Genomic DNA, 25,578 nt, shown 5'->3' on the forward strand with positions numbered 1-25,578 from the left:
TGGAACTTCGTAGCCTGCTACGAAGTTCCACTCACATGGGTCACCGCAGGTGATGCACTTCCTGCAGCCCGTAGACCGGGGTGTCGATGCCCTCGTAGCGCGCCTTGATCTGCAGTGCGAGGTAGAGCGAATAGTGCCGGGACTGGTGCAGATTGCCGCCGTGGAACCAGAAGTTCTCCTGCTGCGTCGGCTTCCACATGTTGCGCTGTTCGCCCTCCCACGGACCGGGATCCTTGGTCGTGTCCGAGCCGAGGCCCCAGCACTTGCCGACCTTGTCCGCGGTCTCCTGATCGATCAGATCGGCGACCCAGCCGTTCATCGAACCGTAGCCGGTGGCGTAGACGATGAGATCGGCCGGGAGCTCGGTTCCGTCGTCGAGGACCACCCCGGCCTTGCTGATCCGATCGACCTGTCCGGCAACGAGTTTGATCTTGCCGTCCGCGACCAGCTCGGATGCGCCCACGTCGATGTAGTAGCCCGAGCCTCGCCGCAGGTACTTCATGAACAGGCCCGAGCCGTCGTCACCGAAGTCGAGTTGGAAGCCGGCCTTCTGGAGCCGATCGTAGAAGTCCTTGTCCTGCTCCGCGATCTGCTGATACACCGGAATCTGGAACTCGTGCATGATGCGGTACGGCAGCGACGCGAACGTCAGATCGGCTTTGTTCGTGGTCATTCCGGACTCGACGGCCCGCTCGGAGTACAGATCTCCGAGCGCGATCTCACACAGCGAATCGGACTTGACGATGTGCGTGGACGAACGCTGCAGCATCGTCACGTCGACGCCGGTCTCGTACAGTGCCTTGCAGATGTCGTGCGCGGAATTGTTGGAGCCGACCACCACGACGCGCTTGCCGACATAGGCGTCGGGACCGGGGTGTTCGCTGGAATGATGCTGTTCGCCCTCGAATTCGTCCATGCCGGGGAAGTTCGGCACGTTCTTCTTGCCGGACATTCCGGTCGCCATCACCAGTTGCTTGGGCCGCAGGATCACCTCTTCGCCGTCGCGGTCCACGACCACCGTCCACTCCTTGGCGGTTTCGTCGTAGGTAGCGGACTTCGCAGTGGTCTTGCTCCAATACGGAACTTCCATGACCTTGGTGTACATCTCGAGCCAGTCGCCGATCTTGTCCTTCGGCGCGAACACCGGCCAGTTCGGCGGGAACGGCAGGTATGGGAGGTGGTCGTACCAGACCGGGTCGTGCAGGCACAGAGACTTGTAGCGCCCGCGCCACTGGTCGCCGGGGCGCTCGGCCCGGTCGACGACGATCGCCGGCACACCCAGTTGCCGGAACCTCGCGCCCAGAGCGATGCCGCCCTGGCCTCCGCCGACGACGAGGGCGTACGGCTGCACGCTGTAGCCGAGCTCCTTCTCCTCGATCTCCTTCTTCTCGGCCCAGTTCTGGGTGTCGGCATTCGAGCCGTGCACCGCACCCTTGATGCGCGACGCGCCCTGCCGCTCCTCGTGGCCCTTGAGTTCCTGCATCGTGGTCAGCAGAGTCCAGGCCACGTCTTCTCCCGTGTCGGCGTCCACTGTCAGGCGCAGGTGTCCCTTGCCGCGGCTCGTCGCGGTCTCGAACTCGATCCACGCCGAGACCACGCCGTCCGCTTCGTCGGGAGCCTCGGTGGTGCGGAAGCCCGTCGGGTCGGTGTCGTCGAGCCGCTCGGAGAGCATGTCGGAAACGCCGTCGCGCCCCTCTACCGTCTTGAGATTCCAGGTGAAGGTGACGAGATCGCGCCAAAAGCTGCTGACGGCGAACATGCCGGCAACGCGGGGAACATCCCGGGCGACCAGTGCCTCCTCGAACGTCGACAGCCAGGCGTCGACCCGTTCCTGTGGACTGCGCGTGCGGGTGATCTCGACCGGCTCGATGGTCTGGGTCATGAAAACTCCTAAGCAATTCGTGGTGCCTTGTATGTGACCCAGCACACTCCGTTCGTGGGGCTGGGTCGAGAGTTGCAATGCGTTGCAGCGGTTCATGCCGGTGACAGCTTCTTCAACCCCAACGACTGGAATCCGACGACGTAGATCAACGTCCACAGCACCAGCCAGTCGATGAACCCGAGAGCAGTCCCGGAGATACCTGCCGCCACGACGGGCTCGTGCAGGACGTGCTCCGCGACGACGAAGTAGTAGGCCAGGAACGTGCCGATGGCCAAGGCGAAGGTCAGCACCGCTCGTCCCGCCGCGGGGAAGCGATTGCCGAAGCCGTTCGCCCAGAAAATCATCCAGAAGGCCCAGCAGACTCCGATCTGTGCTGGGAACTGGTCGATGACGGAGCCGAGCTCGGCGGTGGCGTCCGAGCCGACCAGGAGTTTCGCCAGCGGGACCATGAGGAAGTAGATCGCGGTGCCGAGAACCGCGTTGCCGACCGTCGCCGCCAGGGCGGTCCGTCCGCCGCCGCCGGCCAGTTTCCACGGCCAGTTGTCGAGGGTCTGGCCGGTGAGGATCACCGAGACGACGATGGAGTAGAACCAGCCGAGTGCGGTGTCGACGGACATCAGCGGATCGGTGGCCGAGAGCGAGACCGAGGGCAGTCCGAACACGAAATACAGCGCCAGAGTCGGCACGGCGACGAAGGCGATCTCGCACAGCCCGATCAGCGGTTGCTTCATGCGCAGTACGGTCCACGGCCAGTGCTGCCAGTTGAGGACCACCATGACCCAGGTTCCGAATCCGAACAGCACGAACAGAGCTCCGGCGAAGTAGCCGAGGCCGCCCTCCCGAGTGCCGGCGAAATCCGGATACAGCGCACCGAGGCCGCTGCCGAGGATCCAGGTGACGGCAACGGCGAACACTGCCGTCGAGGCCAGGATGGTGAGTCCGCGCATCGGTTGCTTCAGCGAGTCGAATCCGGCGAATTCGCAATCGAATCCGATGAACACGATGAACAGAATTGCCCAGAACAGCGCGGCGTTGAAGGGGAGGGGATAGAAGTTCCATGGACTGGTGGTCGGGTCTGCCAGCAGGTACCACGTCGCAAGCGACACGGCCGCCACGACGGCGAGGTTGGCGACTCCGAACAAGATCCAGTTGCCCTGTGAGCGAGCGATTTTCGACTTGCTCAGTGGGCGGTCTGCGGTTGCGGTCATGGACTGCTCGTTTCGGTGTGAGCGACAGTGGACGCCGTCACTATGAGCTGAATCACACCCCACCGTCAGGGTTGCGGGAGGTTGCATTGCGGCCGGCGCACTGCAACGCACTGCAACCCTGGCGGTTGTGCTCCGGGTCACATAAACCTGTGTGCATCCAATCCAGTCAGGAGTGAAAACCGATGCGCGCAGCTGTGTATTACGGACCCAACAAGGTGGAGATCACCGACGTTCCCGAGCCCCATCCCGGTGAAGGGCAGGTCAAGGTCAAGGTCGGGTTCAACGGAATCTGCGGAACCGACCTGCACGAGTACTACGCAGGACCCATCTTCATCCCCACCTCGCCGCACCCGCTGACCGGTCAGGAGATGCCGCTGGTACTCGGACACGAGTTCTCGGGCACGGTCACCGAACTCGGGAAGGGGGTCACCGGCATCGCGGTGGGCGACCGCGTCGCCATCGAGCCGCTCTACCGCTGCGGACACTGCGGGCCGTGCCGGGCGGGCAACTACAACATCTGTGCGCAGATCGGTTTCCACGGACTGATGTCCGACGGCGGAATGGCCGAATACACTGTCGTGCCCACCGACATGATTCACGCCTTGCCCGACAATGTCTCGCTCGAACTCGGAGCCCTCGTCGAGCCGATGTCGGTCGCCTATCATGCTGCGACACTGGGAGATCCGAAGCCCGAGGACACCGCAATGGTCTTCGGAGCCGGGCCCATCGGCATCGGGCTATGGTTCGCGCTCCGCGGCAAGGGACTCGACAACGTCTACGTCGTCGAACCGTCGCCTACCCGTCGAGCATCGATCGAGGCCCTCGGTGCGAAGACCCTCGATCCGACGGCTCTCGACATCCCGGCGTTCATCGCCGATCTCACCGACGGCAAGGGTGCCGACGCCATCTACGACGCGGCCGGCGTGCAACCTGCCGTCGAGACCGCGCTCGGGTGCATCGGTCCGCGCAAGCCGTTGGTCAGCGTCGCGATCTACGAAAAGCCGTTGACCACACCGCTGCAGAAGTTGGTGATGAACGAATCGCGCATCCAGGGCTCACTCTGCTACACCTCCGCCGACTACGAGGCCGTCATCGATCTGATGAGCCAGGGCCACTACGACACGACGGGGTGGGTGGACAAGATCGCGCTCGACGGTGTCATCGACGACGGGTTCGAGGCGCTGCACGCCGGAACCAAAATGAAAGTCCTGGTAGACCCTTCGGCTGGAGCATCGGAATGAGCGCGGTGTTGGTGACCGGTGCCGGTCAGGGCATCGGCCGGGCCATCGCGTTGCGGTTGGCGAACGACGGTCACGACATCGCTCTTGCGGACCTGAACGAGGACAAGATTTCCGGCGTGGCCGACGAGGTACGTCGAACAGGCTCGAAGGCAACGACATTCGTGGCCGACGTCAGCGATCGCGACCAGGTCTTCGCGGCCGTCGAACACACCCACGAGGCGCTGGGCGGGTTCGACGTCATCGTCAACAATGCGGGCATCGCGCAAGTGGCCCCGCTCGACGACGTGCGGCCCGAGGATGTCGCCAAGATCTGGGCCGTCAACGTCGACGGCGTGCTGTGGGGAATTCAGGCTGCCGCAGCCACATTCAAGGCGCTCGGCCAGAAGGGCAAGATCATCAACGCGTCGTCGATCGCCGGCCACGACGGGTTCGCGATGCTCGGGGTCTACAGCGCAACGAAATTCGCTGTTCGTGCCCTGACTCAGGCGGCGGCCAAGGAGTACGCGGCCGAGGGCATCACCGTCAACGCGTACTGCCCCGGCGTTGTCGGCACCGACATGTGGGTGACCATCGACAAGCGCTTCGCCGAGTTGACGGGCGCAGCGGAAGGCGAGACCTACGACAAGTTCGTCGGCGGCATCGCCCTCGGTCGCGCGCAGACCCCGGAGGACGTCGCGGCGTTCGTCTCGTATCTCGCCGGACCCGACTCGGACTACATGACGGGCCAGGCACCGTTGATCGACGGTGGTCTGGTCTATCGGTAGCCCCCGTTGATGCCGATCTGTGAGCTGGAGCACAATCGACAGTGATGACGCAGTTGACAGGCCCCGAACCTGCGCTGGCGGCCGGCGAAGACCCGCGCCGCTACGCGCAGATTCTCACTGCCGTGTACGACGCCACCATGACCGGCGGCAAGTCGCCCGCGCGGCCCCGCGAGGTCATCGGTGATTCGTGGCGACGATTGCAGACGTTGGGCATCGACCCCGAACTGGGCAACCCCGCCGAAACGCAGATGGATGTCTCCGACCTCGAGCTCACGCGTCGGGAATCGGGTTTGTTCGACATCCTCGACGATCTGGCTCGCGGCCTGGAATCGGTGGTGCAGGACGGCGACAACATTCTCGTCGTCGCCGATCGGCACGGCCGGGTGCTGTGGCGCAGTGGATCGACCGCCGTACTCGACCGCGCCGACAACCTCGGCTTTGTCGAGGGTGCCAACTGGGCCGAGGATTCGGTGGGCACCAACGCCATCGGAACGGCACTGGTCTCGGGGCGCGCGGTGCAGATCTTCTCGGCCGAACACTATGTGCGCAGCCATCATTCGTGGACCTGCGCCGGAGCGCCGATCCGGGACCCGCGGACCGGCCGGGTGCTGGGAGCCATCGACGTCAGCGGACCGGCCAAGACGGTGCATCCCACCACCATTGCGCTGGTCGATGCCGTCGCACGGTTGGCCGAATCTCAACTGCGCGAGATTCATCGGAGCACACTCGATCGACTGCGTTCGGTGGCCGCTCCGATGCTTGCGCGCCTGCAATCTCCGGCCCTGGCCGTCGACGCGAACGGCTGGGTCGCGGCCGTCGAATCGGTAGCGCTGCGCAATCGCATCCTGCTGCCCGAGGATCTCGCGACGGGACGCTTCTGGCTGCCTACCCTCGGCGTGTGCGATTTCGAGCCTCTGCCCGGTGGATGGCTCGTCCGACCCGCCAGCACAACGGATTCCGGCGTCGCCGATGTCGGATCGACGCGAATTCGCATCGACCTGCGCAGTTCGCAGAAGCCTCGCATCGAAGTGCGCAGCGAGGTGGGGGAGTGGACCCACGAGCCGACGCCCCGGCACGCCGAGATCCTGTATCTGCTCGCCACCCATCGCCAAGGACGGACCGCGGCGCAGATGGCGGCCGATCTCTTCGGCGACGACGGCCGTGCGATCACCGTGCGGGCCGAAATGTCTCGGCTGCGCAAACACCTTGCGGGCATCATCTCCACTCAGCCGTATCGGTTGGACGAATCGGCGACCGTGGAGGTGATCATGCCGTCGGACATGAGTCGTTTGCTTCCGCATTCGTCGGCCCCGGCGATCCGGGCGGCACGGGGCTGAGCCGTAGCGCAGAATCGGGGGAATGAAGCGCCTCGCCCGAATCCTCGACGCCTCGGATCCGGGGCAGGTACGGCTGCGCAGTGCGTCGGCGACGACGCTGACGGTGCTGTTGGCGATGGTGACGCTGGTGCTCACCACGCGCGCTATCGGCCAACCGGTGACGGTGGCGATGCTCGGAACCGTCGTGGCGATGCAGGCGTCGGCGGCGGTGAAGGACAAGGACCAGCACAGTCGGCTCATCACCACCGCACTGATGGCGCTGCCTGCCTCGGCGGCAGTGACGTTGGCGGCGTTGCTCTCCGAGCTCGGCAAGGTGGCCGACGTCGGATTCATCGCGGTGCTGTTCGCGGCAGTGTGGGTGCGCCGGTTCGGCCCTCGCGGCACGGCGCTGGGGATGGTCGCGTTCATCTCGTATTTTTTCGCGCTGTTCCTGCGCGCAACCCCGGGCCAACTGCCGATGTTGATCGCGGCGATCCTCGGCGGACTGGCGATCGCGTTGTTCGTGCGAGCCGTCATTTTCCCGGACCGGCCGGTCGTGGAGGTGCGACGGCTGCTGTTCGCGATGCGGGCGGTATCGGCCTCGGTGCTCGAGGCAGCGTCGGCAGCGGAGAGTCGCGACCTGAACCTGGTGCGCCGCAGGCTCGATCGGCTCGGCAACACCGCGTTGATGATCGACGACTGGCTCGATCGGCACGATGCCGGTCAGCTGCTCAGCGTCACCAGCACCGATCTCTCGCACCGCGTGTTCGACGCCCAGATCGCAACCGAGCAGCTCGTCAGCTCGCTGTGGGCGCTCGACCCGGCCAAACCATGGCCGACAGCGTTGGGGCAGGCGACGACGGCGCTCGGGTCGGTTCTGCAGAACACGCCGTCCTCGGAACAACTTCGGGCGGCGCGCCGGTTGGCCGCGACGGCTGCCGAGCGTGCCGACCCGTCGACCCCCGCAGGCATCGCCACGGTCTCCGCGCAACGAGCCGTGCAGTCGCACATCGCGATTCATCACATCACCACCAATGCCGTTGCCGTTGATGCGGGTCCTCGAGTCGTCCCCGAACCTGCCACGAAGGACGAGCCGAGCGGACTGAACCCCAGCACCAAGGCCGCGATCCAAGTGGCCGTCGCCACCAGTGCCGCAACTGTGCTGGGCGAACTCGTCTCTCCCGACCGCTGGTATTGGGCGGTGCTGACGGCCTTCCTGGTGTTCACGGGGGCGTCGACGCGGGGTGAAATCCTCACGCGGGCAGGCCAACGCGTTCTCGGAACCATTGCGGGCGTGCTCGCCGGGGTGGTGATCGCCGCACTGGTGGGCAGTAACCAACCCGTACAACTGGTGTTGATCGTCGTCTGCGTATTTCTCGCGTTCTACCTGGTGACCGTCGCCTATGCGCTGCTGTCGTTCTTCGTGACCATTCTGCTCGCGATGCTGTACGGGCTGCTGGGCACGTTCAGTATCGAGGTGCTCGAGCTTCGGATCATCGAGACCGCCGTCGGCGGTCTCGTCGGAATGGCGTCGGCCTACTTCATCTTCTCGACGAGCACCCGGAAGACACTGGTGGGCAACGTCGACACCTACCTCGAGCAGTTGGACGCGCTGATCGAATCGAGCGTCGAATCGGTTCTCGCGCCGGGAGGTGCAACCGATCTGGTGGCGTCGACGCGGACGCTCGACAATGCGTTGAAAGACGTTCTGACGTCCGGTAAGCCACTCGTGCTCGGGCCGACCACCCGCAGCAGACGGGGCGCGAAGCACCTGTTGCGGGTGCTGGCCGTCAGCAGCCGATCAGCGCACGCACTGGCCCGGGCCGGAGTGCTCGCCTCCCGCGCCGATACGCAGACGGCTCCGTCGGACGAGACTGCACAGGCTCTGCGGGACGCCGCGGCCCTGGTGCGCGACACCGCACGCCAGGTGGAGGCAGTGGTCGCCGGGGAGCACGTCGATCCACCCGAGAAAATCACCGAGACAACGGTATTGGACGTGTTACTCACCTCTACCAATGCGCCAGGTCCGCTGCGGGGCGCGGTGCGAGCATTGAACACGATGAACCGAACATTGGCGGATGTGTTGGCTCGGGCTTGACCTTCACACAGTGACAAGGTCTTGGCTGACCGTCATGAACCAGGCACTTCATCACGGCAATCCGTCGGCCCGCCTCCGGGCTGCACTCGACATCGGGACTTCTCCGGATCCACGGTACCTCGACGCGCTGCTGCAACGGTGTGCCGTCGAACCCGATTTTCAGGTGCGAGAAATGTTGACGTGGGCACTGATTCGACTTCCCGCGTCGTCGACGGTTCCGCGGCTGATCGATCAGGTGCGCACCGGAGGGCCACTCGCTCGCAGCCAGGCGTTGCACACGTTGTCCAAGATCAAGGATCCGTCGGCGTGGCCGGTGATCACCGAGGACTTGATCTCCGATTCCGACGACGAGGTGGCACGCAGCGCATGGCGAGCCGCGGTGGTCCTGGTGCAGTCAGGAAGTGAAGGATTATTGGCGACGATGCTGTCCACCCAACTCGGACGAGGTGGCCACGACGTCCAGCGCAGTCTCAGTCGCGCGCTGGTTGCGCTCGGATCGGTGATCGAACCTATGGTGCGGGAGGCCGCGTCGAGCAAAGACGTCGCCGTTCGCGTCCACGCGTTGGCCACCGAGGCTCTGCTCCGAGATCCGGACGCCGGGTTCGCAGTCTTCGAGGCCACACGAGTCGATGCCCTTGGCGCAGCCGACACGGCGGGGTGAGATGGACAGATGCTGATCGGTGAGGTTGCTCGGCGTTCGGGTGTCAGTGCGCGCATGCTTCGGCACTACGACAGGCTCGGACTCGTACGCCCGACCTCGCGCAGCAGCACCGGCTACCGCGAGTACGCCCCGGAGGATGTTCGACGTCTCTTCCACGTCGAATCGCTGCGTTCGCTCGGGTTGTCGCTGCACGACGTAGGCCGCGCGCTGGACGATCCCAGTTTTGCGGCCTCGGGACTCGTCGACGAGCTTGCGGCACGAGCCGAGGAACGGATCGCGCGAGATACCGACCTGCTCACGCGGTTGCGTCGAATCGGCGACCCGCGGCCGGAGGACTGGGAGGACGTACTCGGCACCGTCGCGCTGCTCGGTGATCTGCAGTCGGTCAGTGCCGGGAAGCGGCAGGCGGCGGCGCTGTCGTCTGCCGGAGATCGACCCATTCCGGCGGATGCGTTGGCGGAAGCGGTGCTGCGCGAGCCTGCGCCCAATGTTGCGGGCGCGCTTCGGTGGGCCCTCGCTCGGACAGGGGGCGACGCCCTGGTGGCGCTCCGGGAAGGTCTGAACTCATCGGACCCCAAGATACGACGCCGCGCTGTGGACACCATCGTCGAGATTCGGCATCCCGACGCCACCGACGTGCTGCGGGAGACACTGGTTCACGACGACGAGCAGGTCAGGCGGGTCGCTGCGCTGGAACTGGGTGCACGGGGAGTGGCCGATGCGGTCGCGACGCTGATCGAGATGGTCTTCGAAGGCACCAACGACGTGGACGCCGCCGACGCGCTGGGCATGATGGGCTCCGCGGACGCGATCGTGGCGGCTCTGATGGACGGGCCACGAGATGCGCCGTCGCGAATGCGAGTGACGCAGGCACTGGCGAGTATTCCGGGGCAGGCAGCCTCACGCGCCTTGCAGGGCTTGACCCGAGACACCGAACGCTCGATCGCACTGACGGCCGAATACATCCTCGGCCGGAGGGAATGAGCTCTTTGGGTACCGTCGGATACATGAAGGCATTCGGACTTTTCGCGGCATTGATGATCACCTCGGCCCTGACTGCCTGCTCCACCCCAACCACCCCGGCTGCACCCGCCGAACCTGTCGCCGAGAACCAGGTGACCGTCGCCGATCGGATGTACTCGCCGAAAACGCTGACGATCTCCGTGGGAGACACCGTCACCTGGGTGTTCGCCGACCGCGGCATGGCCCACAACGTGGTCGCCGACGACAACTCGTTTCGCAGCGCGCTGATGGAGACCGGACAGTTCACCCACACCTTCGACACCGCGGGCACGTTCACCTACCACTGCACCCCGCATCCGGACATGACGGCGACTGTTGTCGTCGAACCGTGATGGACTGAGCACATGACGGCACCGACCCGGGGACGCAGCATCGCCGCACCCCTCGGCGTGGCTGCCGCCGCAGTCGGTGGGTTGGTGCTGTTGCATGTGCGTGACCCACGAACCTCGACGTATCTTCCCTGCCCGTTGCACGCTCTGACCGGACTGTGGTGCCCGGGATGCGGCACGACCCGGGCTCTGGGTGACCTCACTCGCGGAGATGTCGCCGCGGCTGCGTCGAGCAATGTCGTTGCGGTAGTGCTCGTCGTCGTTGCCGTCGGGGTGTGGGGGCTGTGGCTTCGAGCACGATGGACGCAGACGCCTCTGACGTTGCCTCGCCCGAATCGCCCGGCTGTTGCTGTACTGCTCGCCCTACTGACCGTCTTCACCGTGGTGCGCAACACCCCGTGGGGCACCGCGATCGCCCCGACCTGACACCCCTAGGAGTTGGACATGCTGCTGGAAATCTTCTCGATCATCGTGCTGCTGGGCGTGCTCATCGCGCTCATCCCCACGGCCCGCCGCGTGTTCAAGAAGGGTGACGACGAATGAGCGACTCTCTGCGGGATCGCGTCCGCGCGAAACTCCTCGCACAACTCGCCGACGACGGTGGCACCGCTGCCGAACAGGCAGAAGGAGACGACCCACGCCTGAACGCCCTGCGCGACGACCTCGAGGCACTCGACGCGGCGCAGGACGGTGACCCGATCATCGACGACATCGCCGCAAGGCACTGGGTGCCCTGACCGCCTCCCCTTAGGGAGTCAATGTGACTGTGAGTATGAATGTGTCCGGTGATACTGGATATCTGCGGTGGGTTGGGGCCTGACTCTCAATGTGACCGACGCCCGGTGGGCTGTCCTTCGAACGATGTGTCGGTACCCGACCCGCTGTTGCTGCTCACACGCGACCGGTGGGGCGAAGTGACTTCATAGGAGCCTGTCCAAAGAGTCCCATCACAGTCTTGTCCGCCGTCCCCGGCCGGTGCGTGGCCACCACCACGAAGGGATAGCCATGTCCAGCATGACCGACAATCCACCCGATGTCAGCACCACCGTCTTCGTCGGCGTCGACACACACAAGAACACCAATCACGCCGCGATCATCGACCACCTCGGACGCGAGGTCGGCGACCGAGAATTCCCCACCACCGCCGCCGGCCACGTGGACCTGATCGCCTGGATCACCGCGGCCGGAAAGGTCGAGCGAATCGGAGTCGAAGGTACCGGCAGTTATGGATCGACACTGGCCACTGCGCTACGCCTGAGCGGGCTCGAGGTCGTCGATGTCGATCGCCCCGACCGACGCTCTCGCCGCTTCCACGGCAAATCCGACCCACTCGATGCCCATTCCGCAGCGCGCGCAGCATTGACCGGAAAGGCCACCACCACACCGAAGGCCCACGACGGCAACGTCGAAGCGATTCGCTTCTTGCACAACGCACGTCACTCGGCAGTCAAAGCCCGCGCCGAAGCGGTCACACAACTGAAATCGATGATCGTCAATGCCCCAGAAGGCATACGCGCCGAGCTCCGTCAGCTCACCGACGCGCACCTGTTCGCCGCATGCGCAGCATTGCCACACGCACCGCGTCGGCCCGTCGATCTCGATTCCGCAGTCGGTGCCGCACTGCGGTCGGTGTCCCGCCGAATTCTCGACCTCACCGCCGAGGAACGAATCCTCGCCAAACAAATAGAGGCACTCGTCACCGCACACGCACCGCAGCTCCTCGCCCGATTCGGGATCGGAACCAGCACAGCTGCACAACTGTTGATAACAGTCGGCGACAACCCCGAACGGATCACCTCCGAAGCGTCCTTCGCGCACCTGTGCGGAGTTGCACCGATCCAGGCATCCTCGGGCCGCACACAACGTCACCGCCTCGACCGAGGCGGTGACCGTCAAGCGAACCGGGCGCTCTACACGATCGCCATCACCCGCCTACGCGGCGACGAACGAACCCAGCAGTATCGGGACCGGCGACTGACAGAAGGCAAGACCCCACGCGAGATCACCCGATGCCTCAAACGCGCCATCGCCCGCGAAATCTACGGCCTACTCAAGCCGCCCCAGACCACTTGACAAACATAGGAGCATCGTTGAGTGGCCTTTTCGACGGTCGATGTCACGTTGAGTGGACTTTTCCGGGGTCCTCGCTTGGTGCACAGTTGAGGTGCATCTAGTATCTATGTTGTGTCCGAGACGAGATCAGCCGCCGATACGGCCTACGCGACGGTCAAGGAGCTCATCATTTCGGGGGAACTTCCCGGCGGTGAGCTCGTCAGCGAGGGCGAGATCGCGTCGCGCCTCGAGATCAGTCGCACCCCCGTACGCGAGGCGTTTTTGCGGCTTCAGGTCGAGGGGTGGATGCGCCTCTATCCCAAGCGCGGAGCACTGGTGGTGCCGATCGCGGTAGGGGAAGCCGAGAGCGTCGTCGACGCGCGTCGGCTGGTCGAATCGGGCAGCGTCCGCGCTTTCGTGGACGACGCGACGGCCCGCTCACGCGTGGTGAACGCGCTGCGCGAGAACCTGCAGCTGCAGGAGAATTTGGCCGTCGACGGCACCGCCGCGCAGTTCAGTGCAGTCGACGCAGACTTCCATCGCACCGTCGTCCGCGCCGGCGGCAACCCGTTGCTCGACGCCTTCTACGACGGGCTTCGCGAGCGTCAGCGGCGGATGACCGCAGCCTCGGTGACGCGTGATCCAGGCCAGATCTCTCGCATCGTCGACGACCATCGCCGACTCACCGACCTGATCGAGGCCGGCGACGCAGACGGATTCGAGCGGGCCGTCGAACAACACATGCTCGGGGTGCACGGCCTACGACCGGACAGAGGGGGAACACGATGAGCGAGACGATCACGCACGATCGAGACATCCAGTCGACTGCGCGACGCTGGCTGCTGGTGGCGTCGGGCATGTTCGCCGTTGCGTGGGGCGGTAACGAGTTCACGCCGCTGCTGGTGATGTATCGGCTCGACCATGGCTTCTCGGCCGTGGTGGTCGATACGTTCCTGTTCGCCTACGTCCTGGGCATCATTCCGGCGATGCTGATCTGCGGGCCGCTGTCGGACCGGCTCGGTCGACGCCCGATCATGCTGCCCGCCCCCGCAATTGCCGCAGCCGGGTCCATTCTGATCGCACTCGGGCCCGACAACGCCTTCATGCTCTTCGGGGGCCGCGTGCTCAGCGGCATCGCGCTCGGAATCGGTATGGCCGTGGGCGGCAGCTGGGTCAAGGAACTCTCCAGCCGCGATGCCACCGCCAAGCCCGGTGCCGGAGCGCGACGCGCTGCGATGTCGCTGACCGCGGGCTTTGCCCTCGGTGCCGGAGTCGCCGGCGTCCTCGCGCAGTGGGCCCCCTGGCCGACGCACCTCGCCTACAGCGTGCACGTGCTCATCTGCATCGTTGCCGGTGTCGGGATGCTCTCGGTGCCCGAAACGCGAGCCATCACAACAGCATCGGAGAAGAAGAGGCTGCTCGACGACCTGAGGATTCCGTCCGCATCGCATCGCCGGTTCCTCTTCGTCGTGCTGCCGTTGGCACCATGGGTGTTCGGTGCCGCGAGCGTCGCCTACGCGGTGCTGCCGTCACTCATGGCCGACGCATTGGCCGACGAGCCCGGTGGCGGCTATCCCGTCGCACTGTCTGCGGCGATGGCGGTGATCGCCCTCGGCTCCGGGTTCGCGATCCAGGCCGTCGGGCGTCGGATCGACACACCGGCCAACGCCCGAGGCGCCCTGGTCGCGCTGACCCTGCTGGTGATCGGTATGGCCGTTGCTGCCTGGGCGGCGTCGGTGCTCACCATTGCCGCGGCGTTGATCGCCGCAGCGGTTCTCGGGTGCGGGTACGGCATGGCGTTGGTCTCGGGTCTGCAAGAGGTGCAACGCATTGCGGGCCCCGACGACCTCGCCGGCCTCACCGCGGTGTTCTATTCGCTGACGTACCTGGGCTTCGCGGTGCCTGCCGTGCTGTCGGCTCTCACCGAGACCTGGCCCGGGGTGGTGACGTATCCGATCATCTTCGGATTCGGCGCGGTGATGGCGGCACTGTGTGGCCTGGTGGTGCGATCCAAGACGTCTGCTCACCTGCCCTAGGGTCGTGCGCGACGGCGAGGACAGGTGGCACTGCTGTTTGGTCCGACGAAGTCCTGGGTAGCCCTCTCTGCATGAATACGAACGGACGTGCTCCCGCCCGTCGGCGTCGCCTGGTCGGCTTCGGTTCGATGACCACTGCACTGGCGGCGCTTGTGACCGTCGGCGCTCTGGCCGGCTGCTCGAACGACCCGGTCATAGCGCAGGACACCGGCGCAGACGAAGAGGCCGGCAGTATCGAGTTGCAGAGCGTCACCGTACAAGCCGACCTCACCGGTGCAACGCCAGACAGTTCCGCCTCGGCGTACGGCAACGCGAACCTGGAGTTCACAGCAGTGAACACCGCCGGGATAGGGACGGATCGTCTGCTCGAAATTTCTTCTCCTGCAGCATCTTCGGTGACGATCGACGCCAGCCCGGATCAGCTCGTCATCGAACCCGAGACGTCCATCGCGGCCGGCCAGCCGGTGGAAAACCTGGACGGTGGAGACGACGGAACCGACCGGCCGTTCACCGTGACCTTCGAGCTCGCCGACGGAGAACTCGCGCCGGGAACCTCGATTCCCGTGACCTTCCAGTTCGAGCGCGCCGGATCTCTGTCCGTCGAGGCTCCGTTCGATGTATACGAGCCCGGAGAGTTGACCGACACGGCACGGCCGCTTCCTCCGGAGGTCACCCCCGCGCCGTGATGCACGCCGATCCGGTCCGGTCCGGTCAGGTCGCTGCGAGCGGACCCGTTCGGCTCTAGGATCAGCGGCATCATGCTGCAGTCCGCTCGCACTGCCCCGCCGCATCGGGTACCTCCGACGGTGGCGCTCACGGGTGCGACCGTATGGAACCGACGCGAGTCGTACTGGTTTCTGATCGCTGTCATCGTGTCGGCCGCATGTTGGTCGACATATCCGACGGTGGTGCCGCACATCTTCGCGATCGTTCTGCTCGGGGCACTGGTGTTTCGCAGCCGACGGATTGCCTGGTGGGTGTCGATGCTGCGCTGGGGCGTGATCGCCGACGTCGAGACGGTGGACACCGCTCTGCGAGGCGACCGTAACCTTCGACTCGCGCACGCCACCGGATGGAACGTCCAACGGCGTTGGTACACAGGGGTTGTCACCGAATCCGCGGTGCGGTACCGGGCCGGGGACGCGCGCGGACACCTGTTCGTTCGGGGTCTGCCGTTCACCACCGGGGTGGTGCTCGCGCACTCGAAGCAACCGGCCGCAGCGATGGTCATCAGCGACTTCCCCTGCGATCTGCAACTGGACGGCAGGGGACGCTGGGCGGCGTCGTTCCCGCAAGGCTTCTGGCGACAGGCGTCGGCGACGGTCGCGTTGTACGGATACGCGATTGCTGGGTTGACGGTGTCGCTCGGGTATCGCTGACGCAGCCCTTGCAGTGGGTACCGTGCAGCGGGTACATCCCTCGCACGACGCGAGCGAACATGAAATACAACTACTCCGGACCGTGGCCGATTTTCGCCGTGCTGGGCGTCATCGTGTTCTGGGTGCTGTTTCAGGTCGTCGCACCCGATGCAAGTGTCGGCCGTGCGATCGCGTCGCCGATCGCGAAGCTTCGGCCTGTCGGAGTCTTCGCAAACGCGCGCGCATTCGTCGGACGCGCGCATTGTCGTTGACTATTCCGGCCGGTTTTGGCAAACGCGCGCGCGTTTGCGGGAGTTGGGGGAGCCGAGCCCCGCTGAGTCCTGAGTCCTGAGCCGTGAGCTTTCGCAAACGCGAGCGCATTCGTCAGACGCGTGCATTGTCGTTGACTATTCCGGCCGGTTTTGGCAAACGCGCGCGCGTTTGCGGGAGTTGGGGGGAGACAGGCAGCGGGCAGGGAACTACGGCAACGACGGCAGTTGCTTGTCCACAAGCCATGCGTCCCACAAGCTTCGGGGACAACCGAAGCGGGAGGCCAAGTCGGTGAAGTCTGCCGTTGCGACCGTCGAGTAGCGGTACTTGGAGGTCCATTCCTGGATCAGTCCGAAGAATCGCTCGTCGCCGATGGTCGTTCGCACCGCGTGCAGCGCCAGTGCCCCACGCTTGTAGACGCGGTCGTCGAAGATGCTCTCGGGACCGGGATCGGTGAGCTGCAAATCCATCGCCAGGCCACGCTGAATGGTGTGCGCTCGCTTGGCCTTGTCGTGAGCCGTTGCGCCACCGGAGTTCTCGGCCCAGATCCACTCCGAGTAGCAGGCGAATCCCTCGTGCAGCCAGATGTCGGCCCACTTGCCGAGGGTCAGCGAATTGCCGAACCACTGGTGCGCCAACTCGTGCGCCACGAGACGCTCGTAGTACCGGGAACCGGAACAGTGATTGGCACCGAAGATCGACAGCCCCTGCGCCTCGATCGGAATCTCGAGGTCGTCGTCGGTCACCACCACGGTGTACGACGCGAAAGGGTAAGGGCCGTACAGCCGTACGAATGTATCCATCATCTGCGGTTGACGACCGAAGTCGTGATCGAACTGCGCGCGCAGCCGCGGGGGAGTGATGGCCTTCATCGGCACCGGCCCCGGGCTGATGATGCGGTGCTCGTACGGACCGATCTGGATGGTCGCGAGGTAGCTGGCCATCGGCTCGGGCTGCTCGTACACCCAGGTGGTGCGGCTGGCGCGAGTCTGCTTGCGTACCAACGTTCCGTTGGCCACCGCGTAGTACGGCGAATCGGTGGTGATGGTGATGCCGTAGCTGGCCTTGGACACCGGATGGTCGTCGCACGGGAACCACGACGCCGCGCCGTTCGGCTGACTCGCGACGAGCGAGCCCTCGGTGAGCTCTTCCCAGCCGACCTCACCCCATACACCGTTGATGGGCTTCGGAGTTCCGCCGTAGGCGACCGTGACCACCAGTGCTGCACCCGACGCGATGGGCTTGGCGGGCGTGATCTTGAGCTTGCCGCGCTGGTGGCTGAACTTCACCGAACGCGAGCCGTTGACCGACACTTTCGACACGTTCATCGCCGGGCCGAGATCGAATGCGAACTTCGACACCGTCGCCGTGGTGACCGCCGTGATCTTCGCCTTGCCCGTCAACCGGTTGCTCTCGACCTTGTACTCGAGGTCCAGTTCGTAGCGCGAGACGCGATAGCCGCGGTTGCCGTTCTGGGGAAGGTAGGTGTCGATCGGATTGTCACTGGCATCGACGTCGAACACCGGTGCCACCAGCCTGTCTGGCACGAAAGATCACCCCTCGTTTCGGTCGTCGCGAATTCGCGGAAAGGGATCACCCTTGGCCCACGGCGCGATCGGGTTGCCCTGCCAACGAGTATGCGCGGGAACCGTATCGCCGCGCATCACGAGAGAGGCAGGCCCCACGGTCGCCCCTTCTCCTATACCCGAAGCCGGCAGCGCTACACAGTGTGGTCCCAGTGTTGCGCCCGCGCCGAGATCGACCGTGTCCATGGACATGATCCGATCATGGAACAGGTGCGTCTGCACAACGCACCCTCGGTTGACGGTCGCACCGTCGGCCAACGTCACCAGATCGGCCTCGGGGAGCCAGTACGTCTCACACCAGACTCCGCGGCCGATGTCTGCGCCGAGCCACCGCAACCACATGTTCAACACGGCGGTGCCCTCGGCTGCGCGTGCGAACCACGGTGCGGCGACTGTCTCGACGAACGTGTCCGCCACCTCGTTGCGCCAGACGAACGAACTCCACAGCGGATGATCGGTCTTGCCGATCCGACCCACCCACAACCACTTCGCCAACGCCGACACCGCAGCAGCCACGAAACCGGCGACGAGCAGGACGACGCCACTGAGCAGTGCCGCCAACCAGTACCCGACGGCGTCGGCGATGGCGGTGAGCCCGAACAGCACGGCCAGACCGATACCGAAGGTCACGACGACGGGAATCAACCGACACGTCTCGACGAACGACCGGGCGACCTTGAGCTTCCGCGGTGGATCGAACGTGCGCGACGAGTCCGCACTCCCGGCGGCCCGACGCAGCCGCACCGGCGGACTACCGAGCCACGACGACCCGGACTTCGCCTTGTCCGGCGTGGCGGACAGCACGGCCACAAGACCGTTCTTCGGGACGGTTCGTCCCGGCCCGGTCATGCCGGAGTTGCCGAGGAACGCCCGCTTGCCCACCTTGGCGTCGCCCAGATGCATCCAGCCGCCGCCGAGTTCGTAACTGGCGACCATGGTGTCGTCGGCCAGGAACGCGCCGTCGGCGACGGTGGTGAACTTGGGGATCATCAGCACCGTCGAGGCCTCGACGTCCTTGCCGATCTTCGCGCCGAGGAGCCGAAGCCAGTGCGGCGTCAACAACGAAGCGTAGAGCGGGAACAGGAAGGTGCGCGCGGAGTCCATCAGACGTTCGGTGGCCCAGACCTGCCAGCCGATGCGGCTGCGCACCGGGTGGTAGCCGCCGACGAGTCCGATGCCGAGCAACCGCACCGCGACGACGGTGATCAGTGCGAACACCGCCAACGAGACCAGCGTCGCGACGGGCAACATCACCAGGCCACGTTCGAAGGCGTCGAACACGGAGTCGGCGGTGTGAATCCACCAGCCCATCAGCACGAGGCTGACGCCGATGGAGAACAGTGCCATGCCCGACAGGAACAGAGACGCGATGCCGTACGCGAACACCCATTTCGTGGCGCGCGGCGGTGTCTCGGCGGGCCACGGATGGTCGGCCTTGCCTACCTTCTGAGCCGGCGAGCCGGACCACATCTGACCGGCCTTCACTCGTCCGACGACGGCCGAGCCTGCCGTGACGACCGCGTTCTTGCCGACCTTGGTGCCGGGCAACAACGTGGAGCGTGCGCCGACGGTGGCACCGGCACCGATTTCGATGCCGCCGATGTAGACGAGATCGCCGTCGATCCAGTGCCCGGACAGGTCGACCTCGGGCTCGATGGAACAGCCGTCGCCGAGTTCGAGCATGCCGGTGACGGGCGGCATCGTGTGCAGGTCGACGCCCTTGCCGATCTTGGCACCGAGCGCACGCGCGTAGTAGACCATCCACGGCGCACCCGAGAGGTTCGAGGCACCGCTGGCGTCGGTCAATCGTGTTGCCGCCCAGAGCCTGATGTGCATGCTGCCGCCGCGTCGATACGCACCGGGTTTCAAGCCCGCCAACAGGATGCGAGATCCGATCACCGAGATCGCCATGCGGCCGACCGGAGTGATGAACAGGACGAATGCCACGAGCACCCACCACCACGACAGCGTCGGGGCCCAGGGCACGTCGCCGAACCAGGACATGACGTTGAAGAGCAGCCCGAGCCAGGTGACCCACTGCAATCCGGTCAGGGTGGTCAACGGAACCGTTGCCGCGATCTGCGCCCATTGCGCGGTGCGCGACGTCGGGGCGACCGCACGGGGAACGGCCTCGACGACCGGCTTCAAATCATCCAGATACTGCGCCAGTGAACCCAGCCGCGGGTGGTCGTACAGCTGCGCGACGGTGATCTCGGGGAACCGTTCGCGCAGTGCCGTCACCAACTGGGCGGCCGAGAGCGAGCCGCCCCCGTTGGCGAAGAAATCGGCGCTCTCGTCCGAGACCTGCGCACCGAGGATGTTGGTCCACAGTTCGGCCACCCAGCCCGCCGTCCCAGCGAGCGCGGACGCTCCTGCCATGCCGGGCAGGGGCCACGGCAGCGCGTTGCGGTCGACCTTGCCCGAGGTGCGCGTGGGCATCTCGTCGACCAGCGCAAGCCTGGGCACCAATGCCGCGGGCAACTGCTCGGCGAGCAATTCGCGTGCGGCTTCGAGATCGAAATCGGGATTGGTGCTGGCGAGGTATCCGACCAACACCGAGTTTCCGGCCGCCGTCTTGCGGATGGCGGCCGCCGCGCCGCCGACGCCCGGAAGTGCTTGCAGCGCATTGTCTATCTCGCCGAGCTCGATGCGTCGCCCGCCGAGCTTGACCTGATCGTCGGCGCGACCCTGGAACAAGAGCCCTTCGAGCTCGAGCTTGACCAGATCGCCGCTGCGATACGCCCGTTCCCACCCGAGAGATGGCATGGGCGCGTACTTCTCGGCATCCTTGGCCGGATCGAGATACCGCGCGAGTCCGACGCCGCCGATGACCAGCTCGCCGATCTCACCCACCTGCACGGGTAGTCCCGAACCGTCGACCACAGCCAGGTCCCATCCGTCCAACGGCAATCCGATGCGGACGGGCCCTTTCCCGTCCATGATCGCCGCACAGGCGACGACCGTTGCCTCGGTGGGACCGTACGTGTTCCAGACCTCACGGCCCTCGACGGCGAGCCGCTCGGCCAGCTCCGGCGGGCAGGCCTCGCCGCCGAAGATGAGCAGCCGCACCGCTTCCAGCGCTACTGCGGGCCACAGCGACGCGAGCGTGGGCACCGTCGAAACGACACTGATGTCGCGGGAGACGAGCCACGGACCCAGATCGAAACCGGACCGCACCAACGACCGCGGCGCGGGCACCAGACAGGCACCGTGCCGCCACGCCAGCCACATCTCCTCGCAGGAGGCGTCGAATGCCACCGACAGACCGGCGAGCACTCGGTCGCCCGGACCCAGCGGATCCTTCTGCAAAAACATGCGGGCCTCGGCGTCGACGAACGCCGCCGCATTGCGATGACTGACCGCGACGCCCTTCGGAGTGCCCGTCGAACCCGACGTGAAGATGACCCACGCGTCGTCCTCGGGAGTGGGTGGCGTCGGGTCTGTGTCGGGAAGGGTGTCCTGTTTGGGGGCCGTGCCGGCTGCGATTCCGCCCGCCGTGACGATGGCCGTCACCTTCGCCTCGCCGAAGACCAACTCGGCGCGCTCCTCCGGATCGTCCGCGTCCACCGGCACGTATGCGGCGCCGACCTGAAGGATCGACAGGATCGCGACATAGAGAGAGAAGGAACCCGACGGCATGCGGATGCCGACGCGATCGCCGCGTCGGACACCGGCGTTGGCGAGCCACTGAGCGCCCTCGGCGATGTCGTCCAATAACTCCGAGTAACTGACCGACACGGCACCGTCGTCGATCGCGGGGGCGTCGGGAAAGCTGTGGGCGGTCGCGCGCAGAACATCGATCAGTGTCCGCGGTGGAGGGGCGAGAGACGAGCGAAGGTACTGGGCAGGTGCAGCCGGGATCTCGAGACCTGGGGTTGCGGGGTGACCTTCGGATTCGTGCACAGACAACCGGGTGTCCTTCGTGTTCGTGGGGCAGTGGAACGCTTGTGGAACTGCGGCAGGGGAGCCGCAGCGTCGTTGGTTATCTCACGTTCTGTTTGCCGGAAGGTGAACGAGCGCGCCTTCCCACCGCGGGAATCCTACTGGTGCTGTGGCGCGAGTCCCGGCTTGACAAAACCGCAGTGAGTTTGCGAGTGTCTTCCCCACGGTCACGAGTACCAGCATCAAGCCCCGGCTAGCTGGTCGGCAACCCTCCTCCGCGGTGGGGTGCTCCGGGTGACGACCAGGCTGGCGCCGGAAAACCGGCGCGGCAAGCGCGGACTCGTTCACGAAGCCCTTCGGTTGCGGGTCCCTCGATGGTGAGGGTTCGATCTGTCATGACATCTGTACTTTCCCGCCCCTGTGCTCCTTTTGCCCCTGTTTCGGGCACGGAGTTGCAGGTTCCACTGGTGCAGGGCGGCACCCGCACCTACGCCAACTTCGACTACGCAGCCAGCGCGCCGGCGTTGACGGCGGTGACCGATCGGATTGCCGAACTCCTGCCGTTCTACTCGAGTGTGCATCGCGGTGCCGGCTACGCGTCTCGCGTCTCGACGGCAGCGTATGAGAAGGCGCGGGTGACCGTCGCCGATTTTGTTGGTGCGCAGCCCGATTCGGTGGTGGTGTTCACCCGGAACACCACCGACTCGCTGAACCTGTTGGCCGCATGTGTGCCGGGTGAGACCGTGGTGCTCGACATCGAACACCACGCGAATCTGCTCCCGTGGCGGGATCGACGAGTGGTGGTTGCCGCGTCGACCCTGGCCGAGACCATCGTCCGCCTCGATGCCGAGCTGGCCGCGAAACCTGCTGCGCTGCTGGCGATCACGGGCGCATCGAACGTCACCGGTGAGGTTCTTCCCATCGCCGAACTCGCGGCGCTGGCGCATCGGCACGGCGCACGCATCGTGGTGGACGGTGCCCAGCTGGTTCCGCATCGTCGGGTCGACATCGCCGCGCTCGGCGTGGACTATCTCGCGTTCTCGGGGCACAAGCTGTACGCCCCGTTCGGCGCGGGAGTGCTTGTGGGCAGGCGTGATTGGCTCGACGACGGTGAGCCGCACCTGGCCGGCGGCGGCGCGGTTCGCAGCGTGGGCATCGACCACACCGACTGGGCTCCGGCACCGCAGCGGCACGAAGCGGGCACCCCCAACGTGCTCGGCGTCGCCGCACTCGCCGCGGCGTGTGAGGCCATCGCCGGATTCGACGATGCCGAGCTGCAGCAACACGAGCACGACCTGTCGTCCCGCTTACGCGAGGGACTGGCCGCGCTCGACGGCGTCGAGCAGCTCCAGGTGTGGGACGACGCACCCGACAGCGTCGGCATCGTCACCTTCACCGTGGCCGGGCGCGACCCAGGTGAGGTGGCCGCGTACCTCTCCGCCGAACACGGAATCGGCGTGCGCGATGGAAAGTTCTGCGCACACCCGTTGCTGAGCAGGCTGGGCCACGCGGCCGGTGCGGTTCGAGCCAGCATCGGGCTCGGCAGCTCGTCGGCAGATGTGGACCGACTGGTCGACGCCCTTGCCGCCCTGGTCGAGTGCGGACCGAACTGGCACTACGCGGAGGATGCCGGCTGGTGGAATCCCGTGCCGGACCCGCGACCGTTCCCCGAGCTGGCCGACGGTGCCGCCGGGGTGGGATCCCCGTGCACCCCCGCACACGGTTAGCATTGCGTCATGACCGTGAGTGTCGCGTGGACGGGCAACCGTCACTGGTCCAACAGGTATGTGGACCTGTGCCGCACGGCGTCCGGGTCGTGTTCGAGTTCGGCTCCGCACCGACCGAATGCGTTCACCGACTTCTAGAACCAGGACCACCACTCATGTCGCACAAGCACACCCGCGTTGCCGTCGAATTCGATGCCGTCTGGACCGAACTCACCGCGGCACCGGACGCGGAGCCGGTCCGCATCCACGCCTCCGACCTGCGGGAAGCCCAGCAGCACACCGCTCGACTGCGCGCCGAAGCAGTCGAGCGGGGTGAATCTGCAGACAGCACAGCAGTATTCCTCGACCTCGAGGTCCACATTGCCGCAGATGCCAGGACGGCCCGTCGTGAATTCGCCGGACTGGACGCGCCGACGAGCCCGGCGTCCATCCGCTACGTCGGTACCCCGGCAGGTCTGGCCAGTTTGATCTCCGACGTCACCGCGGCCGATGTCGCCGACGGTGTGACGTTGCAGGTCCACGACGATGTGGCTCGGCAATCGACGTTCCTGAGCTCCGGGGTGCTGCCGCTACTGGGATCGCGCGGCACGCGGTTCGACATCGATACCGTCGACGAGGTCCTCGGCGCACCGATCGCCCCGACTCTCGCGTCCTGACCCCGCTGGTGAGGCGGGGGTCAGGTGACATCGATCGCCAGGCCCGCGGTGATCCGCAGCAACTCGGTGAACGTCGACCGAAAGATCGTGTTGGTATGACCGGCCGCCGCCCACACCTCGGTGTAGTCGGCCAGATCCTGGTCGACGAACGTGTCCAGATTGGTGGGGTGGCCGACCGGGGCGATGCCACCGATCGGCTGCCCGGTGGCATGCTTCGCCGTGTCGAGGTCGGCACGCATCAACGTGCCGCCCAAACGAACACCGGTGTGCTCGAGATGAACGTTGTGGGCTCCCGACACCAGGAGCAATACCGGCTCGTCGTCGAGCAGAAACACCATCGACTTCACGATCGCGCCCACATCGACGCCGAGCGCCGCAGCAGCATCGGCGGCAGTGTGCGTGCCCTCGGGGCTGTTCACCACCACCCCGTGATGACCACGAGAAATCAGGGTGTCGGCAACATGGGCTGCATTCGGATGAAGTAGCCGGGACATGAACCAACCCTATTGCCCCGAAGTGCTTTACGCAGAAGTGTCGAGGTCACCGAACAGTCTCAATCGCGCCATGCCGCCGTCGGGGTAGATGTCCATGCGAACCTCGGACACCGGGGTGTCGTGGGCGAGGACGAAGCGATGACGGGTGTCGGGCTGCAGCGTCGTGCGCGGCAACAGCTCGATCCACTCGCCGTCGTCGAGCCGGCCACGTAGCGACGCCGCGCCTGGTGCGTTTCCGAGGAAGCACGTGGTGTCGAGCTCGGCCAGACGGATATGTCCGGTACCGGCCAGTCGCACCTGAACCCAGTCGTTCGCGTCGTTGCGTCGACGCGAGGTCTCCCAACCCTCACCCATCGACCGCGGGGGTCCGGGGAAGAGCAGGTTGTTGGGCGAGCTGTAGAACATGTTGGAGCACGCCGAGACGTACGCGCCGTTCTCGAGGGCGGCCAGGTCGACCGGGCCGGCGGCGAGGAACTTGGGATCGGGCATGCCGCGACCGAGTACCCGCAACCGTGCCACTCCGCCGTCGGGGAAGATGGACAGCTTCACGTGGGTCCACCGTGCATCGGACGCGACCTGGAATCTGTTCTCGCTGTCACCGTCGACCGGACTACGGTCGACGATGGTGGTCCACTCGGTCTGGGTGCGCAGCTCCTCCGGCGACGGAAACCCGTCGACCTCGGCAGCCTCGATCGAGATTTCCGGCGGGTAGTTGCCGGTGAACCACGAGGTGTCGACGACGATCGCCGACACGACCCCGGGAGCCCCCAGCCGCACGATGGCCTCGTCGTAGCCGGCCTCGCGTCGGCGTCGCGTCTCCCACCCGTCGTAGATCTGACCCTTGTGGCCGAACGTCGCCGTGGAGTAGTCGGCCTTGCCCGGAGTGATCAGATTTTCCTTCTCTGCGAACGTTTCGTCGTTTGCCCACACGACTGCGCCTCCGAGCGTGCGGACGGCGAGATCGGGCAGTGGCAGAGGGAATGTGGACGTCATGG

23 protein-coding genes and 1 riboswitch are annotated in these 25,578 nt (G+C 65.7%); of the genes, 17 read left to right on the forward strand and 6 right to left on the reverse strand.

Annotated elements, in window-relative coordinates; translation table 11 throughout:
* Positions 1-40: 40 nt before the first annotated feature.
* Both AABD04_RS03160 and AABD04_RS03165 read right to left on the reverse strand, forming a co-directional pair.
* On the reverse strand, positions 41-1,882 hold the full coding sequence (locus AABD04_RS03160; protein ID WP_341440206.1) for an NAD(P)/FAD-dependent oxidoreductase: 1,842 nt from the start codon (positions 1,880-1,882) through the stop codon (positions 41-43).
* Positions 1,883-1,974: 92 nt separating this feature from the next.
* Positions 1,975-3,090 (reverse strand): hypothetical protein, encoded by a 1,116-nt coding sequence (locus AABD04_RS03165; RefSeq protein WP_341440207.1) that lies wholly within the window; start codon positions 3,088-3,090, stop codon positions 1,975-1,977.
* A gap of 182 nt (positions 3,091-3,272) precedes the next feature.
* Here AABD04_RS03165 and AABD04_RS03170 point away from each other — a divergent pair, with 182 nt between their 5' ends.
* The 15 genes from AABD04_RS03170 to AABD04_RS03240 all read left to right on the forward strand — a co-directional run bounded on the left by AABD04_RS03170 (position 3,273) and on the right by AABD04_RS03240 (position 16,240).
* Positions 3,273-4,331, forward strand: a complete 1,059-nt coding sequence (locus AABD04_RS03170) for a 2,3-butanediol dehydrogenase (protein WP_341440208.1) — start codon at positions 3,273-3,275, stop codon at positions 4,329-4,331.
* Complete coding sequence (locus tag AABD04_RS03175) at positions 4,328-5,095, forward strand: acetoin reductase (RefSeq protein WP_341440209.1); 768 nt, start codon at positions 4,328-4,330, stop codon at positions 5,093-5,095. The genes AABD04_RS03170 and AABD04_RS03175 overlap by 4 nt, the downstream gene beginning before the upstream one ends.
* A 44-nt stretch (positions 5,096-5,139) precedes the next feature.
* Positions 5,140-6,432: a GAF domain-containing protein gene (locus tag AABD04_RS03180; protein WP_341440210.1), complete on the forward strand. Its 1,293-nt coding sequence runs from the start codon at positions 5,140-5,142 to the stop codon at positions 6,430-6,432.
* Between the two features lie 22 nt (positions 6,433-6,454).
* Positions 6,455-8,509 carry an FUSC family protein gene (locus tag AABD04_RS03185; RefSeq protein WP_341440211.1) on the forward strand — a complete coding sequence of 685 codons (2,055 nt, stop codon included), beginning with the start codon at positions 6,455-6,457 and terminating at the stop codon, positions 8,507-8,509.
* A gap of 34 nt (positions 8,510-8,543) precedes the next feature.
* Positions 8,544-9,170, forward strand: coding sequence for a HEAT repeat domain-containing protein (locus AABD04_RS03190; protein WP_341440212.1), 627 nt, complete (start codon positions 8,544-8,546; stop codon positions 9,168-9,170).
* A 9-nt stretch (positions 9,171-9,179) separates the two neighbouring features.
* The gene (locus tag AABD04_RS03195; RefSeq protein WP_341440213.1) at positions 9,180-10,154 is read left to right on the forward strand and encodes a MerR family transcriptional regulator; all 975 of its coding nucleotides are present in this window, start codon (positions 9,180-9,182) and stop codon (positions 10,152-10,154) included.
* Entirely contained in the window at positions 10,151-10,525 is a 375-nt protein-coding gene (locus AABD04_RS03200) for a plastocyanin/azurin family copper-binding protein (protein WP_341440214.1), read from the forward strand. Before AABD04_RS03195 ends, AABD04_RS03200 begins: the two co-directional genes overlap by 4 nt.
* A 12-nt stretch (positions 10,526-10,537) precedes the next feature.
* A complete protein-coding gene (locus tag AABD04_RS03205) occupies positions 10,538-10,948 on the forward strand; it encodes a DUF2752 domain-containing protein (RefSeq protein WP_341440215.1) in 411 nt (136 codons plus the stop codon).
* Positions 10,949-11,061: 113 nt separating this feature from the next.
* The gene (locus AABD04_RS03210; RefSeq protein WP_243596936.1) at positions 11,062-11,259 is read left to right on the forward strand and encodes a hypothetical protein; all 198 of its coding nucleotides are present in this window, start codon (positions 11,062-11,064) and stop codon (positions 11,257-11,259) included.
* Positions 11,260-11,527: 268 nt separating this feature from the next.
* On the forward strand, positions 11,528-12,595 hold the full coding sequence (locus AABD04_RS03215) for an IS110 family RNA-guided transposase (RefSeq protein ID WP_341439794.1): 1,068 nt from the start codon (positions 11,528-11,530) through the stop codon (positions 12,593-12,595).
* A 111-nt stretch (positions 12,596-12,706) separates the two neighbouring features.
* Positions 12,707-13,363, forward strand: coding sequence for a GntR family transcriptional regulator (locus AABD04_RS03220; protein ID WP_341440216.1), 657 nt, complete (start codon positions 12,707-12,709; stop codon positions 13,361-13,363).
* Entirely contained in the window at positions 13,360-14,610 is a 1,251-nt protein-coding gene (locus tag AABD04_RS03225) for an MFS transporter (RefSeq protein WP_341440217.1), read from the forward strand. Before AABD04_RS03220 ends, AABD04_RS03225 begins: the two co-directional genes overlap by 4 nt.
* A gap of 71 nt (positions 14,611-14,681) precedes the next feature.
* Entirely contained in the window at positions 14,682-15,296 is a 615-nt protein-coding gene (locus tag AABD04_RS03230; RefSeq protein WP_341440218.1) for a copper chaperone PCu(A)C, read from the forward strand.
* Between the two features lie 72 nt (positions 15,297-15,368).
* The gene (locus tag AABD04_RS03235; protein ID WP_341440219.1) at positions 15,369-15,989 is read left to right on the forward strand and encodes a hypothetical protein; all 621 of its coding nucleotides are present in this window, start codon (positions 15,369-15,371) and stop codon (positions 15,987-15,989) included.
* A 59-nt stretch (positions 15,990-16,048) separates the two neighbouring features.
* The gene (locus AABD04_RS03240) at positions 16,049-16,240 is read left to right on the forward strand and encodes a hypothetical protein (protein WP_341440220.1); all 192 of its coding nucleotides are present in this window, start codon (positions 16,049-16,051) and stop codon (positions 16,238-16,240) included.
* A gap of 207 nt (positions 16,241-16,447) precedes the next feature.
* Here the strand turns inward: AABD04_RS03240 and AABD04_RS03245 are convergent, their stop codons facing one another.
* Both AABD04_RS03245 and AABD04_RS03250 read right to left on the reverse strand, forming a co-directional pair.
* Positions 16,448-17,785, reverse strand: coding sequence for a M1 family metallopeptidase (locus tag AABD04_RS03245; RefSeq protein ID WP_243594684.1), 1,338 nt, complete (start codon positions 17,783-17,785; stop codon positions 16,448-16,450).
* 6 nt (positions 17,786-17,791) lie between these two features.
* The gene (locus AABD04_RS03250; protein ID WP_423228204.1) at positions 17,792-21,685 is read right to left on the reverse strand and encodes a Pls/PosA family non-ribosomal peptide synthetase; all 3,894 of its coding nucleotides are present in this window, start codon (positions 21,683-21,685) and stop codon (positions 17,792-17,794) included.
* 246 nt (positions 21,686-21,931) lie between these two features.
* A riboswitch (SAM riboswitch) is annotated at positions 21,932-22,047 on the forward strand.
* A gap of 54 nt (positions 22,048-22,101) precedes the next feature.
* Between AABD04_RS03250 and AABD04_RS03255 the strand changes: the two genes are divergently transcribed.
* On the forward strand, positions 22,102-23,433 hold the full coding sequence (locus AABD04_RS03255) for an aminotransferase class V-fold PLP-dependent enzyme (protein ID WP_341440222.1): 1,332 nt from the start codon (positions 22,102-22,104) through the stop codon (positions 23,431-23,433).
* 155 nt (positions 23,434-23,588) lie between these two features.
* On the forward strand, positions 23,589-24,089 hold the full coding sequence (locus tag AABD04_RS03260) for a hypothetical protein (RefSeq protein WP_341440223.1): 501 nt from the start codon (positions 23,589-23,591) through the stop codon (positions 24,087-24,089).
* Positions 24,090-24,109: 20 nt separating this feature from the next.
* Here the strand turns inward: AABD04_RS03260 and AABD04_RS03265 are convergent, their stop codons facing one another.
* Together AABD04_RS03265 and alc are read right to left on the reverse strand one after the other, a co-directional pair.
* A complete protein-coding gene (locus tag AABD04_RS03265; protein ID WP_341440224.1) occupies positions 24,110-24,583 on the reverse strand; it encodes a YbaK/EbsC family protein in 474 nt (157 codons plus the stop codon).
* A gap of 27 nt (positions 24,584-24,610) precedes the next feature.
* A complete protein-coding gene (alc, locus tag AABD04_RS03270) occupies positions 24,611-25,576 on the reverse strand; it encodes an allantoicase (protein ID WP_341440225.1) in 966 nt (321 codons plus the stop codon).
* Positions 25,577-25,578: the final 2 nt, after the last annotated feature.

This window comes from Rhodococcoides navarretei, from assembly GCF_038069675.1.
GTDB classification, from domain to species: domain Bacteria; phylum Actinomycetota; class Actinomycetes; order Mycobacteriales; family Mycobacteriaceae; genus Rhodococcoides; species Rhodococcoides navarretei.

What these genes read in the sequence shown, in the direction of transcription:
- AABD04_RS03235 (WP_341440219.1), top strand. Translation starts at nt 15,369, where the DNA reads ATGCTGCAGTCCGCTCGCACTGCCCCGCCGCATCGGGTACCTCCGACG.
- AABD04_RS03225 (WP_341440217.1), top strand. Translation starts at nt 13,360, where the DNA reads ATGAGCGAGACGATCACGCACGATCGAGACATCCAGTCGACTGCGCGA.
- AABD04_RS03185 (WP_341440211.1), top strand. Translation starts at nt 6,455, where the DNA reads ATGAAGCGCCTCGCCCGAATCCTCGACGCCTCGGATCCGGGGCAGGTA.
- AABD04_RS03260 (WP_341440223.1), top strand. Translation starts at nt 23,589, where the DNA reads ATGTCGCACAAGCACACCCGCGTTGCCGTCGAATTCGATGCCGTCTGG.
- AABD04_RS03175 (WP_341440209.1), top strand. Translation starts at nt 4,328, where the DNA reads ATGAGCGCGGTGTTGGTGACCGGTGCCGGTCAGGGCATCGGCCGGGCC.
- AABD04_RS03195 (WP_341440213.1), top strand. Translation starts at nt 9,180, where the DNA reads ATGCTGATCGGTGAGGTTGCTCGGCGTTCGGGTGTCAGTGCGCGCATG.
- AABD04_RS03160 (WP_341440206.1), bottom strand. Translation starts at nt 1,882, where the DNA reads ATGACCCAGACCATCGAGCCGGTCGAGATCACCCGCACGCGCAGTCCA.
- AABD04_RS03200 (WP_341440214.1), top strand. Translation starts at nt 10,151, where the DNA reads ATGAGCTCTTTGGGTACCGTCGGATACATGAAGGCATTCGGACTTTTC.
- AABD04_RS03205 (WP_341440215.1), top strand. Translation starts at nt 10,538, where the DNA reads ATGACGGCACCGACCCGGGGACGCAGCATCGCCGCACCCCTCGGCGTG.
- AABD04_RS03210 (WP_243596936.1), top strand. Translation starts at nt 11,062, where the DNA reads ATGAGCGACTCTCTGCGGGATCGCGTCCGCGCGAAACTCCTCGCACAA.
- AABD04_RS03170 (WP_341440208.1), top strand. Translation starts at nt 3,273, where the DNA reads ATGCGCGCAGCTGTGTATTACGGACCCAACAAGGTGGAGATCACCGAC.
- AABD04_RS03190 (WP_341440212.1), top strand. Translation starts at nt 8,544, where the DNA reads ATGAACCAGGCACTTCATCACGGCAATCCGTCGGCCCGCCTCCGGGCT.
- AABD04_RS03265 (WP_341440224.1), bottom strand. Translation starts at nt 24,583, where the DNA reads ATGTCCCGGCTACTTCATCCGAATGCAGCCCATGTTGCCGACACCCTG.
- AABD04_RS03165 (WP_341440207.1), bottom strand. Translation starts at nt 3,090, where the DNA reads ATGACCGCAACCGCAGACCGCCCACTGAGCAAGTCGAAAATCGCTCGC.
- alc (WP_341440225.1), bottom strand. Translation starts at nt 25,576, where the DNA reads ATGACGTCCACATTCCCTCTGCCACTGCCCGATCTCGCCGTCCGCACG.
- AABD04_RS03240 (WP_341440220.1), top strand. Translation starts at nt 16,049, where the DNA reads ATGAAATACAACTACTCCGGACCGTGGCCGATTTTCGCCGTGCTGGGC.
- AABD04_RS03255 (WP_341440222.1), top strand. Translation starts at nt 22,102, where the DNA reads ATGACATCTGTACTTTCCCGCCCCTGTGCTCCTTTTGCCCCTGTTTCG.
- AABD04_RS03215 (WP_341439794.1), top strand. Translation starts at nt 11,528, where the DNA reads ATGTCCAGCATGACCGACAATCCACCCGATGTCAGCACCACCGTCTTC.
- AABD04_RS03180 (WP_341440210.1), top strand. Translation starts at nt 5,140, where the DNA reads ATGACGCAGTTGACAGGCCCCGAACCTGCGCTGGCGGCCGGCGAAGAC.
- AABD04_RS03230 (WP_341440218.1), top strand. Translation starts at nt 14,682, where the DNA reads ATGAATACGAACGGACGTGCTCCCGCCCGTCGGCGTCGCCTGGTCGGC.